At 68.3% G+C, this 14,738-nt stretch carries 11 protein-coding genes; all 11 read left to right on the plus strand.

All coding sequences use genetic code 11. The features are described from left to right. Nucleotides 1-18 precede the first annotated feature (18 nt). The 11 genes from ABDZ95_RS06985 (at nucleotide 19) to ftsZ (ending at nucleotide 14,503) form a co-directional block, all read left to right on the plus strand. Nucleotides 19-780, plus strand: coding sequence for an SPOR domain-containing protein (locus ABDZ95_RS06985; RefSeq protein ID WP_343792070.1), 762 nt, complete (start codon nucleotides 19-21; stop codon nucleotides 778-780). Further along, on the plus strand, nucleotides 777-1,820 hold the full coding sequence (gene nagZ / locus ABDZ95_RS06990) for a beta-N-acetylhexosaminidase (protein ID WP_343792072.1): 1,044 nt from the start codon (nucleotides 777-779) through the stop codon (nucleotides 1,818-1,820). The genes ABDZ95_RS06985 and nagZ overlap by 4 nt, the downstream gene beginning before the upstream one ends. A 2-nt stretch (nucleotides 1,821-1,822) precedes the next feature. After that, nucleotides 1,823-2,656, plus strand: a complete 834-nt coding sequence (locus ABDZ95_RS06995; protein WP_343792074.1) for a segregation and condensation protein A — start codon at nucleotides 1,823-1,825, stop codon at nucleotides 2,654-2,656. Nucleotides 2,657-2,824: 168 nt separating this feature from the next. Then, nucleotides 2,825-3,484 (plus strand): SMC-Scp complex subunit ScpB, encoded by a 660-nt coding sequence (gene scpB, locus ABDZ95_RS07000; RefSeq protein ID WP_343792076.1) that lies wholly within the window; start codon nucleotides 2,825-2,827, stop codon nucleotides 3,482-3,484. A gap of 177 nt (nucleotides 3,485-3,661) precedes the next feature. Further along, a complete protein-coding gene (gene murC / locus ABDZ95_RS07005) occupies nucleotides 3,662-5,092 on the plus strand; it encodes a UDP-N-acetylmuramate--L-alanine ligase (RefSeq protein ID WP_343792078.1) in 1,431 nt (476 codons plus the stop codon). Beyond that, a complete protein-coding gene (gene murB / locus ABDZ95_RS07010) occupies nucleotides 5,089-5,994 on the plus strand; it encodes a UDP-N-acetylmuramate dehydrogenase (protein ID WP_343792080.1) in 906 nt (301 codons plus the stop codon). Before murC ends, murB begins: the two co-directional genes overlap by 4 nt. A 267-nt stretch (nucleotides 5,995-6,261) precedes the next feature. Next, nucleotides 6,262-7,200 (plus strand): D-alanine--D-alanine ligase, encoded by a 939-nt coding sequence (locus ABDZ95_RS07015; protein WP_343792082.1) that lies wholly within the window; start codon nucleotides 6,262-6,264, stop codon nucleotides 7,198-7,200. Beyond that, complete coding sequence (locus tag ABDZ95_RS07020) at nucleotides 7,188-8,075, plus strand: cell division protein FtsQ/DivIB (protein ID WP_343792084.1); 888 nt, start codon at nucleotides 7,188-7,190, stop codon at nucleotides 8,073-8,075. The genes ABDZ95_RS07015 and ABDZ95_RS07020 overlap by 13 nt, the downstream gene beginning before the upstream one ends. A gap of 19 nt (nucleotides 8,076-8,094) precedes the next feature. Beyond that, nucleotides 8,095-9,420: a cell division protein FtsA gene (ftsA, locus tag ABDZ95_RS07025; protein ID WP_343792086.1), complete on the plus strand. Its 1,326-nt coding sequence runs from the start codon at nucleotides 8,095-8,097 to the stop codon at nucleotides 9,418-9,420. Between the two features lie 236 nt (nucleotides 9,421-9,656). Then, entirely contained in the window at nucleotides 9,657-12,680 is a 3,024-nt protein-coding gene (locus ABDZ95_RS07030) for a TonB-dependent receptor plug domain-containing protein (protein ID WP_343792088.1), read from the plus strand. Between the two features lie 248 nt (nucleotides 12,681-12,928). Continuing rightward, nucleotides 12,929-14,503: a cell division protein FtsZ gene (ftsZ, locus tag ABDZ95_RS07035; protein ID WP_343792090.1), complete on the plus strand. Its 1,575-nt coding sequence runs from the start codon at nucleotides 12,929-12,931 to the stop codon at nucleotides 14,501-14,503. The last annotated feature ends 235 nt before the right edge of the window (nucleotides 14,504-14,738 follow it).

The following is a 14,738-nucleotide window of genomic DNA, read 5'->3' on the forward strand; positions in this document are numbered from 1 at the left end:
CTCCTGAAAGGCGCGGTCATGTCCCACGAAGATCCCTATCGTCCGAACCCGGGTCGCGACCGCGGCGCCTATACGCCGCCGACCGAGGACGATCTGCCCTTCAACCGGCAGGGCTACGACCCGCGCCGGGGCGGTGGCGGCGGAGGCGGCGGCAAGGCCCCGCCGATGACGCTGATCATCTCGGCCGTCGTGCTCCTGCTGCTGATCGTCGCCGTGGTGGTCTACTACCGCGCCGGCCCGCGCGCCTCGGGCGACGCCCCGCCGGCCGTGGGCCGCGAGGTCGGCGCCATGAAGGCCGATGCGCCGGTCGACGCCCAGCCGATCGATCCGGAAGCGGGCATCGACGTCTATTCGAACGCCCAGACGCCGACCGACGCCCCGACCTTCACCCCGCCGCCGGAGACGCCGCAGCCGCGCCCCGCGCCGCAGCCGGATCCCATCGTCGCCGCCCCGCTGCCGTCGGCGACCGCGCCGGCGACCCGTCCCGCCACGCCGCCGGCCGAGAAGGCCGACCCGCGCCCGGCCGCGCCCGCCGCCGGCGGAACCTCGGGCGTTCAGATCGGCGCCTTCTCGACCCCGGCCATCGCCGAGCGCGAGTACGCCTCGGTCGTGGGTCGCTATTCGCAGTTCACCGCGGGCGCCAGCCGCCGGGTGCAGGAGGTCACGGCCTCGAACGGCAACACCGTCTACCGCACCACGGTGACCGGCCTGAGCCGCGAGCAGGCGACCGGCCTGTGCAGCGCCATCAAGGCGTCCGGCGGCGACTGCATCGTTCGGTGACGACGGCCGCGATCTACGGCTGCGAGGGCCATCGGCTGACCGAGGCGGAGAAGGCCTTCTTCGCCGAGGTCCGGCCGTGGGGTTTCATCCTGTTCCGGCGCAATGTCGAAAGCCCGGAGCAGCTGCGCGCCCTGACCGCAGAACTGCGCGCCTGCATCGACAACCCCGACGCGCCCATCCTGATCGATCAGGAAGGCGGCCGGGTGCAGCGCATGGGCCCGCCGCACTGGCCCAAATATCCGCCGGGCGACGCCTATCTGAAGGCGACGAACGACCCGCTGGCCGCGCGCGAGCTGGCCCGCCTTGGGGCACGGCTGATGGCGCATGACCTGAAAGAGGTCGGCATCAACGTCGACTGCGTGCCTGTTCTGGATGTCCCGGTGGCCGGAGCCCACGACATCATCGGCGACCGCGCCTATGCCCGCGATCCGGCGACGGTGGCGCAACTGGGCCGGGCGGCGGCCGAGGGGCTGCTGGCCGGCGGCGTCCTGCCGGTGATCAAGCACATGCCCGGCCACGGCCGCGCCTTCGCCGACACCCACAAGGAGCTGCCGACGGTCCACGCGGACCTGGAGACGCTGGACGCCTGGGACTTCGCGCCGTTCAGGGCGCTGTCGGACATGCCCATCGGCATGACGGCGCACATCGTATTCACCGCCATCGACAAGAAGCGGCCCGCGACCCAGTCGAGGAAGGCGATCAGACTGATCCGCGAACGGCTGGGCTTCGGCGGCCTGCTGCTGTCGGACGATCTGGTGATGAACGCCCTCTCCGGCACCCTGACCGAGCGCGCGGAGAAGTCGCTGAAGGCCGGCTGCGATCTGGTGATCCACTGGAACGGGATCATGGACGAGATGAAGCAGGTGGCTGCCGGCGTCGGCAAGCTGAAGGGCGGGGCCGCGCGTCGCGCCGAGGCCGCCCTGGCCCGCATCGTCCACACGCCCGAACCGCTGGACGTCCGCGAGGCTCGCCTGCGCTTCGACGCGGCGATGGCCGGTCGGATCGACGCGGCCAAGGGGCCTGACGTGGCGGAGGCCTGAGGGTGACCGAAGCCTTCCAGCCCAATCTGGATTTCCAGGCCGTCGATCAGGCGGACGAGCGCGACGCCTTCGTCGTGGATCTGGAAGGCTATGAAGGCCCGTTGCACGTGCTGCTGGCGCTGGCGCGGACGCAGAAGGTGGACCTGCTGAAGCTGTCCATCACGCGGCTGGCGGAACAGTATCTGGCTTTCGTGCACGAGGCCCGGCGGCGCAATTTCGCGCTGGCGGCCGACTATCTCGTGATGGCCTCTTGGCTGGCCTATCTGAAGTCCCGCCTGCTGTTGCCGCGCAACGAGAAGGCCAAGGGCGATGAACTGCCGGCCGAGGAAATGGCCATGGCGCTGGCCTTCCGGCTGCAGAAGCTGGAGGCCATGCGCAAGGCGGTGGAGGCGATCCAGTCCCGGCCGCAACTGAAGCGCGACGTCTTCACGCGCGGCGACCCGGAGGCGCTGGTCATCGTGCCGTCCGACCGGATCGACGCCAGCCTGTACGAACTGATGGCCGCCTATGTCACCCAGCGTCGTCGCGAGGAACAGCGGCGCTACAATCCCGGCCAGCGGGTCGAGGCCTTCCAGCTTGAGGCCGCCCGCGACTGGCTTCGCGAGGTGCTGCCGCGTCTTGAGCAATGGACGCCGCTGGATCGCATCGCGCCCGAGAAGCACGGGGAAGAGGGCCCTTCACAGGCCAGCTTTACCGCCTCGACCCTGTCGGCCAGTCTGGAGCTGGTGAAGGAGGGGGCGATGGACGTGAAACAGGCCGAGGCGTTCGCCGATATCTTCCTGAAGCGTCGCGGCCAGGGTCCGGGGCAGGCCCAGCCGCTGGAGTTGACGCCGTGACTGCTCCGTTCTCCTCGTCATCCTCGGGCTTGACCCGAGGATCGGACGTTCCGGCGCGCTCTGCATGGAACGTCGGGCGCCGGCCCTCATCCCGTCGGGCGCACAGTGTGCGGCCACATCCGATCCTCGGGGCAAGCCCGAGGATGACGGCGGTGGGGGAGGGCTGACATGGTTCAATTCGCTCCCGACCACATGGAGATCGAGCGCCGGGTCGAGGCGCTGTTGTTCGCCGCAGCCGGGCCGCTGTCGGCCGCCGAGATCGCGCGGCGCCTGCCCGAGGGAGCCGATGTTGGCGGGGCCATCTCGGCCCTGCGCGAGCGCTATCAGGGCCGCGGCGTCGAGCTGGAGTGCGTGGCCGATCGCTGGCGTTTCCGCACGGCGCCGGATCTCAGCTTCATGATGACCGAGGAACGGGAGGAGCCGCGCCGGCTGTCGAAGGCCGCTCTCGAGACCCTGTCGATCATCGCCTATCACCAGCCCTGCACCCGCGCCGAGATCGAGAGCGTGCGTGGCGTGTCCCTGTCCAAGGGGACACTGGACCTGCTGCTGGAGATGGGCTTCGTGAAGCTGAAGGGTCGTCGTCGCACGCCCGGTCGGCCCGTCACCTACGGCACGACGGACAAGTTCCTCGAACACTTCAGCCTGGCCAGCCTCTACGACCTGCCCGGCGTGCAGGAGATGAAGGCCGCCGGCCTGCTGGACCTGTCCATCCCGGTCGGCTTCGAGGTGCCAGACCCCACGCGCGCGTCCGACGAAGACGAGACGCCGTTGCTGCCGGGCGAGGAGGACTCGCCGGAGTTCGCACAGGATTTTGTCAGCGAGGACTGACCCCTCCGTCTCGCCGCGCGAGCGCGTCGAGCCACCTCCCTACTGCGTGGAGAGGTGAAAGTGTCCGCTCACCTCTCCACGCAGTGGGGAGGGGGACCGCCGGCGAAGCCGGTGGTGGAGGGGTCAGATCGCGTCCAGCCTCTACCCTTGCCCCATCACCCCTGCTAACCCGCTTCGATGATCGCTCGCCTTCGCCCCGTTCCGTTCGACCTCGGTCCCGTCCACTTCGTCGGCATCGGCGGCATCGGCATGAGCGGCATCGCCGAGATCATGCTGAAGATCGGCTATTCGGTGCAGGGCTCGGACGCCAAGGCCTCGGCCAACACCGAACGGCTGGAGAAGCTGGGCGCGAAGATTTTCATTGGCCACGACAGCGCCAACGTCAGCGAAGGCGTCTCGGCCGTCGTCTATTCGACCGCGGTCAAGGCCTCGAACCCAGAGATGATGGCCGCCCGCGAGCGCCGCATTCCGCTGGTTCGCCGCGCCGAGATGCTGGCCGAGCTGATGCGGCTGCAGTTCTCGATCGCTGTCGGCGGCACCCACGGCAAGACGACGACGACCTCGATGGTCGCGGCCTTGCTGGACGCCGCGGGCCTCGACCCGACGGTGGTCAACGGCGGGATCATCAACGCCTACGGCACCAACGCCAAGGTCGGCGACGGCGACTGGATCGTGGTCGAGGCCGACGAGAGCGACGGCAGCTTCCTGCGCCTGAAGTCGACGGTCGCCATCGTCACCAACATCGACCCCGAGCATCTGGACCACTACGGCGACTTCGACGGCGTCCGGAAGGCGTTCGTGGATTTCGTCGAGAACATCCCCTTCTACGGCTTCGCGGCGGTCTGTCTGGATCACCCCGAAGTCCAGCGCCTGGTCGCCTCGATCGATAACCGCCGTCTGGTCACCTATGGCCTGAACCCGCAGGCCATGGTCCGCGCCGAGAACTGCGACATGGGCCCCGACGGCTGCCGCTTCGACGTGGTGATCCAGCAGCAGGGTCTCGCCGCGCTGGATGAGCCGATCCGCATCGCCGGTCTGCACCTGCCGATGGCCGGCTGGCACAATGTCTCCAACGCCCTGGCCGCCATCGCCGTGGCGCGCGAGCTGGACGTCTCGGACGAGGCGATCAAGACCGGTCTGGCCGGGTTCGGCGGGGTCAAGCGTCGCTTCACGACCACGGGCGTGGTCAATGGCGTGCGCGTGGTCGACGACTACGGTCACCATCCGGTCGAGATCGCCGCCGTGCTGAAGGCCGCCCGTCAGGTGGCCGAGGGCCGCGTCATCGCCGTGGTCCAGCCGCACCGCTACACCCGCCTGCGCGACCTGATGGAGGAGTTCTCGACCTGCTTCTCGGACGCCGACGCGGTCTTCGTCGCCGACGTCTATCCGGCCGGCGAGGCCCCGCTCGAGGGCGTCGACAAGCATGCCCTGGTCGACGGCATCCGCCGCTTCGGCCACCGTCAGGTCCAGCCGCTGGAGAACGCCGCCGTCCTGCCGCGCGCGATCCGCGACGTGGCCCAGCCCGGGGATCTGGTCGTCCTGCTGGGCGCCGGCGACATCACCAGCTGGGCCTACGCCCTGCCGGCGCAGCTGGAGGCGCTGTCTTGAGCTCGTATCCCGAAGTCCGCGGCAAGCTGCTGCTGAACGAGCCGCTGGGGCCCTACACCTGGTTCCGGGTGGGCGGTGCGGCAGACGCCCTGTTCATTCCAGCCGACGCGGATGATCTGGCCGACTTCCTCAAGGTGCTGGACCCGGCAGTACCCGTGACCGTGCTGGGCGTCGGTTCGAACGTCATCGTGCGCGACGGCGGGGTCGAGGGCGTGGTGATCCGTCTGGCCGGACGGCCGTGGGCCCAGATCACGGCCGACGGCGAAACCATCACCGCCGGCGCAGGCGCTCTGGACTCGATGGTGGCGAAGGCCTCGGCGAAAGCCGGGCTGGCCGGGCTGGAGTTCTACGCCGGCATTCCGGGCACCATCGGCGGCGCCCTGACCATGAATGCCGGCTGCTACGGCTCGGAGACGAAGGACGTGCTGGTCTCGGCGCGCGGCGTGACGCGGGCAGGGGAGCGGGTCGAGTACGTCCTGGCCGACTTCGGCTACACCTATCGCCACAGCGTCGTGCCCGAGAACGAGATCATCTGGGTCGAGGCGACCTATCGCGGCGCCCCGGACGCGCCGGAGGCCGTGCAGGCCCGCATCGACGAGATCACCAGCCGCCGCGAGCAGACCCAGCCGATCCGCGACAAGACCGGCGGCTCGACCTTCAAGAACCCCGAAGGTCACTCCTCCTGGAAGCTGGTCGACGAGGCCGGCTGGCGCGGCAAGCTGCATGTCGTGAACGGCGGCGGGGCAAAGTTCAGCGAGCTGCACTCCAACTTCATGATCAACCCCGGCGAGGCGACCGCCGCCGACATCGAGGGGCTGGGCGAGGCCGTCCGCGCCGACGTGAAGGCCAAGACCGGGGTCCAGCTGGACTGGGAGATCAAGCGGATCGGCCGCAAGGGCTGATTTCCGATCCCGGACTTTCCGCTCATCCCCGCGAAGGCGGGGACCCAGTACATGCAGCGGGTCAGCACGGGCGCATTGCAGCGCGCGCCGGATAGCCCGTGCGTGGTCTGCTTTCCGCACTGGATCCCCGCCTTCGCGGGGATGAGCGATTTCGGGCGCTGGGCTTCACCCCCAATTTATCTCGCGCGGGCGGGGTTCTGGTTAAGGCTTCTTAACCGTCCCCACGGCAATCGGTTGAGGGGCGCTGAAGGATGCCCGGAGCCGATCATGACCCGTCCTCTTGCAGAGCTTCACGTCGCCGTCCTGATGGGCGGGCTGTCGTCCGAGCGCGAGGTGTCGCTGAGCTCGGGCAAGGGCTGCGCCGACGCCCTTGAAGGACAGGTCGCGAAGGTCAGCCGCGTCGACGCCGGCCGCGATCTGGCCCAGGTGCTGGCCGAGCTGAAGCCTGACGTGGTGCTGAACGCCCTGCATGGCGAATGGGGCGAGGACGGCTGCGTACAGGGCATCCTCGAGACCCTGCAGATCCCGTACAGCCATTCCGGTCTGCTGGCCTCGGCCCTGACGATGGACAAGGACAAGACCAAGGCGGTGCTGCGGGCCGCGGGCGTCGAGGTGCCCGGCGGCGGCCTGTTCGACCGGCACGAGGTGGCGAGCCGCCATGTCATCCCGCCGCCCTATGTGATCAAGCCGAACGCCGAGGGTTCGTCCGTCGGGGTCTATCTGGTGCCCGAGGGCGCCAACGGTCCGCAGGCCGAGGTCGGGGCGCCCGACTGGACCTACGGCGAGGAGGTGATGGTCGAGCCCTATGTCCCGGGCAAGGAGCTGTGCGTCACCGTACTGGGTGAGGCGACCGGCCCGCGGGCGCTGACTGTAACCGACATCACCCCGGTGAAGGGCTTCTACGACTACGAGGCCAAATACGCGCCGGGCGGGTCGGTCCACAAGCTGCCGGCCGACCTGCCGCCGGCCGTCTTCGAGCGGGCGATGCGCGAGTCGGAGCTGGCGCACCGGGCGCTTGGTTGCCGGGGCGTTAGCCGATCCGACTTCCGTTATGACGATGTTAAGGACGTTCTGGTCCTCTTGGAGGTCAACACCCAGCCCGGCATGACGCCAACCTCGCTCGTCCCAGAGCAGGCCGCGTACTGCGGGATGGCGTACAAAGACCTGGTCCGGTGGATGGTGGAGGACGCCTCATGCCCGCGGTAGTTCGCGGCGGTCGGCGACAGAATACGAACCCGCCCGCAAAACGCGGCGGCGCGCCCGGACCCAAGGGACGCGGCCGCGCGCCCCGTAACGCTCCGGCCACTCCCGGAAAGATGGCGGCTATCGGCCGTCTCGACCTCTCGCCCCGTGCGGTCGTGCTGTCGATCGCGGCGGGCGTCGTGCTTCTGGGCGCCGTTCTGGCGACCGGCGCGCGCGCCGAGCGCATCGGCGCCTCGATCAGCGACGGTTTCGGCGGGATGACCGCCGGCATGGGGCTGAAGCTCGAGCGCGTCTACATCGAGGGCGAGAGCGCCGAGGCGACCGCCTCGATCCAGCGCGCCGTGCAGCTGAACGCCGACCAGCCGCTGCTGTCGGTCAATCTCGACGAGGTCCGGCAGCGGGTCGAGCAGGTGGGCTGGGTCAAGTCGGCCCGCGTCGTGCGCCTGCTGCCCAACACCCTGATCGTCCACGTCACCGAGCATGATCGTCTCGCCGTCTGGCAGACCGCGGGCAAGGCCTGGGTCATCGATGGCCACGGTCAGGTGATCCAGGGCGCCGATCCCGGCCGCTATCCGAACCTGCCGCTGGTCGTGGGCAAGGGCGCCGAGCAGGCCGCCGCCGAGGTGCTGCCGCTGGTCGCCCAGCGTCCGCGTCTGGCCAGCCGTCTGGATGCGCTGGTGCGTGTGGACGAGCGCCGCTGGGACCTGCGCCTGAAGGACGGCAGCCTGATCCAGCTGCCGGCGACCAATCAGGAAGCCGCCCTGATCCAGCTGGATGCGCTGGACCAGCGCGAACGCCTGCTGGAGCTGGGCTTCGCCCGGATCGATCTGAGAACCCCCGAGGAGGTCGCCGTCCGGCCCTCCGCCCGCGACGCTTGAGAGACTGAGGAACCACGGAATGGCTGGACGGGCTGGCAAGGGCGCGGTTGAGGCGAAGGGCGCATCGGGACGCGCCCCGATCGTGGCTGCGCTGGACCTCGGCGCGTCGAAGGTCGGCTGCTTCATCATGAAGCCCGAGGGCGTGCGCCATGCCGACCGGACCATCCGGGTCGCCGGGGCCGGGCATGTGCAGTCGCGCGGCATCCGCGGCGGCGGCATCGTCAATATGGACGAGGCGGCCCAGGCCATCGGCCACGCGGTCGAGCGCGCGGAGCGCGCGGCCGGCACAGCCGTCTCGGGTGTCGTCGTCACCACGGCCATCGGCCAGATGGCCAGCCACCGCGTGCAGGCACGGGTCTCCCTGAGCCAGCATCCGGTCGGCGACGCCGACCTGGCCCGCGCCATCGCCATGGCGCTGGCCCAGATCAAGCTGCCGAATCGTCGCCCGATCCACGTCTTGCCGATCGCCTGGTCGGTGGACGGCGCGCGTGGCGTGCACGATCCGCGCTCGATGCGCGGCCATTCGCTGGGCCTCGACCTGCTGGTCGTCTCCATGGCCGAGGGCGCGTTCAACGCCCTGAGCCACTGTCTCGAGCTGGCCCATCTGGACCTGCAGGGCGTGGTGGCGGCGCCGGTGGCCTCGTCGCTGGCGGCGCTGGAAGACGACGAGATGGATCTCGGCTGCGTCTGCATCGACATGGGCGGCGGCGCGACCTCGGCGGCGGTCTGGGGCGGACGCTCCCTGCTGCACATCGAATCGATCAACGTCGGCGGGGACCATGTTACGGCGGACATCGCCCGCGGCCTGTCGACCTCGCGCGCGGGCGCGGAGCGACTCAAGACCCTGCACGGCTCGGCCATGGCCAGCGCCAACGAGGACCGCGAGATGCTGGAGGCCCCGCCGCGCGGCGAGGACCCGTCCGCCGGCCCGGTCGTGGTGCCGCGCGCCATGCTCAAGACTGTAATTGCTCCGCGCGTCGAGGAGACGCTGGAGCTGCTTCGCGACCGCCTGCGCAACGCCGGCGTGGGCCTGGAGCCGGGGGCGGGGCTGGTCCTGACTGGCGGCGCCAGCCAGCTGAACGGCGTCCGCGAACTCGCGGTCCGCGTGTTCGACCGCCCGGTGCGACTCGGCAAGCCGCAACGCGCGCCTCACCTTGCAGACGCCGCCTCCGGCCCGGCCTTCTGTTCGGCCGCCGGCGTGCTGCTGCGCGCGGCTTATGGTCCACGCGAAGCTGTTTCGGCGCGGAAACTCATGTCTCGCCAGATTACGGCCGCAGATGCGCCCCGCGCGCACACCGGCGGTCTGGTCGCCCGCGCCGCGGGCTGGCTGCGCGAGAACCTGTAACCCTCTGAATTGAGGCCGCGCGAGGCCAGCGACGCCCGTATTGCGCCTTGCGCTTACATTTCGCCCGGATGGCGACAGTGTGTCCAGATTGTAACAACCGGCGTTCGGATTGGTCTCCAAGAGGCCACAATCCCTTGTCGGCGACATCTTTGCTGCTAGCGTGAAATTCGAACCAGTGTCCCGTCGGAAGGCGGGCGCTGTGGTTTGCATCACTATTCAGTTGGGGCCCCAATCACATGCTCACCAAGCGCAAGTATCTATTCGGCACGACGATCCTCGCGAGCGTTCTGGCTGTGTCGGCTCCGGCCTTCGCCCAGACCGCGCCGACGGCTCAGCCGCAACCGGCCAACCCGAACCGTCAGGAAGCGCCGCGCGATGACCAGGCCACGGACCTGGGCGCCGTTGTCGTCACCGGCACGCGCATCCGCAACGCCGACTTCTCGGCCTCTTCGCCGGTGCAGACGATCACGTCCGAGAACAGCGACCTGCGCGGTATCCCGGATGTCGCCCAGGCCCTGCTGAACTCGACGCTGGCCGTCAGCTCGTTCCAGCTGAACGACCAGCTGACCGGCTACGTCACCGCCGGCGGCGGCGGCACCCAGTCGGTCGCCCTGCGCGGCGCCGGCCCGCAGCGCACCCTGACCCTGCTGAACGGCCGTCGCGCCGGTCCGGCCGGTACCCGCGGTCAGGTCCAGGCCTTCGACCTCGGCGTTATTCCGGGCAGCATCCTGGAGCGCACCGAAATCCTGAAGGACGGCGCTTCGTCGATCTACGGCTCTGACGCCGTCGCCGGCGTGATCAACATCATCACCCGTCGCGACTGGGACGGCGGTTCGATGAACGCCTTCTACAGCCAGCCCTTCGAAGAGGGCGGCGAGCAGCTGCGTATCGACGGCGCCTTCGGCCGCACCTTCGACCGCGGCTACTTCAACGTCGCTGCTGAATACAGCAAGACGTTCATCCAGCGCCGTCGCGATCGCGACTACACGCGCTGCACGAACGACATCGTCCGCAACATCAACACCGGTGCCCTGCTGGACTACACCGATCCGGTGACCGGCCAGCTGAAGTGCTATAACCAGAACACCAACTATGTCTCGCTGCTCACCTCCGGGATGAACATCGTCCGTCAGGTGCCTGGTTATGACTATACGACCCCGGGCAACAACATCGCGGCTGCTCAAGCTGCGTTCCCCGGGAGTGCAGCCGCATATAACGGCTGGGCACGCTTCAACCGCGCGGGCTTCCCGGCTACCTACCTCTACACGCCGAGCGACAACGAGCTGTGGCAGAACTCGTCGGTCATCAGCCCGGCCGAGCGCTACTCGGTCTACGCGACCGGCGGCTACGATCTGACGGACAACGTCGAGATCTACACCGAGCTGCTCTACAACCGTCGTGAGTCGAGCCAGGTCGGCGCGGCCCAGGTCTTCCAGAGCTTCGCCCAGCGCAACATCGTCAACGGCGCGCCGAACAACTTGCCGGCCGACAACCCGAACAACCCGTTCGGCCAGGCGGTGCAGACCGTCGGTTCGTATGCCTCGAGCTCGTTCCAGCAGATCGACTACTACCGCATCGTCGCCGGTCTCCGTGGTCAAGCGGGCGACTGGGACTGGGATGTCTACGGCCAGTACGCGCTGTCGGACGCGACCTACAACAACGGCCCGCGCATCTATCTGGACCGCTTCCTGGCCCTGAACAGCCCGGGCACCGCCTGTACCAACACTCCGCTGGGCGGCAACGTCTCGAACTTCAACTGTTCGGCCCTGCCGGGTGGTATTCCGTGGACCACGGAACGCGTCCTGCGCGGCAACTACACGGACGCCGAGCGCAGCTTCCTGTTCTTCAACGAAGACGCCACCACGACGTACGAGCACATGTTCGTCGAAGGTAGCGCCAGCACCCCGAGCCTGTTCAGCCTGCCGGCTGGCGACGTCGGCGCGGCGTTTGGCTTCCAGTACCGCAAGGAAGAGATCGACGACACGCCGGGGCCGCAAGCCATCCTGCGCAACACCGCGCTGTTCACCACGGCCGGCCGCACCGCGGGTTCGGACACCATCATGGAAGCGTTCGGCGAGCTGGATATCCCGCTGATCACCGACATGCCGTTCTTCGATGACCTGCGCCTGAACGTTTCGGGCCGTCTGTCGGACTACGAGTCCTACGGCACCAGCGAGACCTACAAGGCCGGTCTGAACTGGGCCATGACGCCGGAAGTCCGCTTCCGCACCAGCTACGGCACCTCGTTCCGCGCTCCGGCGCTGTACGAACAGTTCCTGGGTGCGCAGGTCGGTTACGGCGCTCAGTCGTCGGATCCCTGCTATGACTACACCAACAACCCGAACATCGACCCGCAAGTCCGCGCGGCCTGCGTCGCTGCCGGCGTTCCGATCACCACGGGCGGCGCCAGCGTCGCCATCTCGTCGGTCGGCGGTCGCGACCTGCTGACGGCCGAAACGGCCGACAACTGGACCGTCGGTTTCGTCCTGACGCCGCGGGACATCCCGGTCAGCGTCGCGGTCGACTACTACGAGTTCACCGTTAAGGACGCCGTCAGCCAGCTGGGCGCCAACGCGATCGTTACGCGTTGCTACCAGGGCCAGACCGCCTTCTGCTCGCTGTTCACCCGTATCCCGTCGGGGCCGGACGCCGGTCGTCTGGGCACCGTTGACAACTCGTACGTCAACGTCGCCGAGCAGAACAACCGCGGCCTGGACGTCCAGGTTCGTTGGTCGGAAGAGTACTCGTTCGGTCGCCTGACCATCGAGTCGGCTCACAACTTCAAGCTGGAAGACACCCAGATCTTCCAGGGCAGCCTGACCAACTATCTCGGCGACACCTACAACCTGGGTGGCCCGGCCTACTCGGGTAACCTGTATGTGACCCTGAGCCGTGGCGCCTTCTCGTACTTCTACGGGATCGACGTCATCGGTCGCGGTTCGGACATCGACGAGAACGGCGGCGAACTCTTTGCTCTGACGAAGTATCAGGACAATGCCGCCGGTATCACTTCGGCCAGCTGTCAGGCCACGAACACCTACTGCGTCCGTTACAACCTCGAGACTCCGGTGTGGGCCACCCACTCGGCCTCGGTCCGTTACAACAGCGACACCTGGAGCGCCTCGGTCGGCATCCAGAACCTGTGGGATGAAGCTCCGCCGCTCGCCGGCGCCGGCCTGTTCCGCATCGGTAACGCTGCTTTGAACGCCTACGACATGCGCGGTCGTCGCCTGTCGCTCCGCATCGGCCGTCGCTTCTAAGTCGACGGTTCAGCGAAAGAACGGGGGCGGCTCGAAAGAGCCGCCCTTTTTCTTTTGGGCGCTTGCGGGGTCCGTGCCCGGATTTCTCCCGCAAAGGTTAACCTTTTTCGTGGTTCGCCCTCCGACTCACCGTATCCGGTAACCTTCTATTAAGCCCGGAGCGCGATCCTTAACGCGCTCATAACCATAGGCGAATCGGCGGGGGTTTGCTTCTGGGGCTACGGGCAGGGTCGGAAGGTCGAAATCGCATGTCTCTCTCGCTGGTGCGTCCGCAAAACACTGAATTGAAGCCCCGTATCGTCGTCTTCGGCGTCGGCGGAGCCGGCGGCAACGCCGTCAACAACATGATCGACGCCGGCCTTGAAGGGGTCGAGTTCGTCGTCGCCAACACCGATGCGCAACACCTGTCGTTCGCCAAGACCGACCGCCGCATCCAGCTGGGCGAAACCATCACCCAGGGCCTGGGCGCCGGCGCGCATCCCGAGGTCGGCATGAACGCCGCCGAGGAGTCGGCCGAAGAAATCTACGGACACCTGGACGGCGCCCACATGGTGTTCATCACCGCCGGCATGGGCGGCGGCACCGGCACAGGCGCCGCGCCGGTCATCGCCAAATGCGCCCGCGACCGCGGCATCCTGACCGTCGGCGTCGTGACCAAGCCGTTCACCTTCGAAGGCCGTCACCGCATGCGTCTGGCCGATGCGGGCATCGCCGAGCTTCAGCGCTACGTCGACACCCTGATCGTCATTCCGAACCAGAACCTGTTCCGCGTCGCCAACGAGCGTACGACCTTCGCGGACGCGTTCAACATGGCCGACCAGGTCCTGCACTCGGGCGTTCGCTCGATCACCGACCTGATGATCCTGCCGGGCCTGATCAACCTCGACTTCGCCGACGTCCGCGCCGTCATGTCCGAGATGGGCAAGGCGATGATGGGCACGGGCGAGGCTTCCGGCGACGACCGCGCCCTGATGGCGGCCCAGAACGCCATCGCCAACCCGCTGCTGGACGAGACCTCGCTGAAGGGCGCCAAGGCCGTGCTGGTGAACATCACCGGCGGCATGGACATGACCCTGCTGGAAGTCGACGAAGCCGCCAACGCCATCGCGGCCGAGGTGGACGGCGACGCCAACATCATCTTTGGCGCCGCCTTCGATCCGGCGCTGGAAGGCAAGATCCGCGTGTCGGTCGTCGCGACCGGCATGGAAGACCTGGCCGCCGCCAAGGCGCCGCCGTCGGCCTCGACCTCGATCTTCGAGAACCGTCGCCCGGCCGCTCCCGCCCCGCGTCCGGCCGAGCCGACCCGTTCGGTCGAGACCCGCGCCGAGCCGGTCCGCGCCGAAGCCCCGCGCGCGCGCGTGGAAGAGGCCCCGGTCGTCCCGACCTTTCAATCCGCTCAACCGTCGTACGGTGCGGTAGCCCGCGCTCCGGAGCCCAGGCCCGAGCCGGTGATCCACGTCGCCGAAGACCGCAATCTCGAGCCGATCGTCGATCCGTGGGTCGAGGAGTATGAGTCCGCTCCGCGTCCGGCCGCCCGCGCCCAGTCGCCGCAAGGCGAGTTGCACCTCGACCGGGAGGAGCCGCAAGCCGAGGTTCGTCCCGAGCCAGCCTATGAAGACTACGACGACCGCGACCACCGCAAGAGCGGCTGGAGCCTGTTCGGCAAGAAGCGCCAGCAGCCGCAGCCGACCTATCCGGCTCCGGGCTCGCGTCAGACCGAGATGCGCGCCACGACACAGCAACAGCCGGTCCAGGAGCCGCAACTGGGCGAGGCCGAGGACGATCTGGAAATCCCGTCGTTTCTCCGCAGGCTGGCGAACTAGGTCCTGGGCACCAGGGACCAGGGATTAGAATCAGGGGCGGCTCGAACGGGCCGCCTCTTTTTTCATGTCGGAAGCCCAAGGCGTTGGCGTGCCTAGTCCCTGATCCCTAACCCCTGGTCCCTCCCTTGTTTCGTAACGAAACAATCCGAAACCCGACTTTCATTTCGCGCTTGCGAACGCGCCGGTACACGGACGGTCAGGCGAACTCCGCACGCAGAGGCGGGGGCGCGGTATC

The organism is Brevundimonas kwangchunensis (genome assembly GCF_039523815.1).
In the GTDB taxonomy this organism is placed as follows: Bacteria; Pseudomonadota; Alphaproteobacteria; order Caulobacterales; family Caulobacteraceae; genus Brevundimonas; species Brevundimonas kwangchunensis.

Bases quoted from the DNA above. Each gene is read 5' to 3' on its own strand.
- scpB (WP_343792076.1), top strand. From the start codon at position 2,825: ATGGTTCAATTCGCTCCCGACCACATGGAGATCGAGCGCCGGGTCGAG.
- ftsA (WP_343792086.1), top strand. From the start codon at position 8,095: ATGGCTGGACGGGCTGGCAAGGGCGCGGTTGAGGCGAAGGGCGCATCG.
- ABDZ95_RS07015 (WP_343792082.1), top strand. From the start codon at position 6,262: ATGACCCGTCCTCTTGCAGAGCTTCACGTCGCCGTCCTGATGGGCGGG.
- murC (WP_343792078.1), top strand. From the start codon at position 3,662: ATGATCGCTCGCCTTCGCCCCGTTCCGTTCGACCTCGGTCCCGTCCAC.
- ABDZ95_RS06985 (WP_343792070.1), top strand. From the start codon at position 19: ATGTCCCACGAAGATCCCTATCGTCCGAACCCGGGTCGCGACCGCGGC.
- ABDZ95_RS07030 (WP_343792088.1), top strand. From the start codon at position 9,657: ATGCTCACCAAGCGCAAGTATCTATTCGGCACGACGATCCTCGCGAGC.
- ABDZ95_RS07020 (WP_343792084.1), top strand. From the start codon at position 7,188: ATGCCCGCGGTAGTTCGCGGCGGTCGGCGACAGAATACGAACCCGCCC.
- ftsZ (WP_343792090.1), top strand. From the start codon at position 12,929: ATGTCTCTCTCGCTGGTGCGTCCGCAAAACACTGAATTGAAGCCCCGT.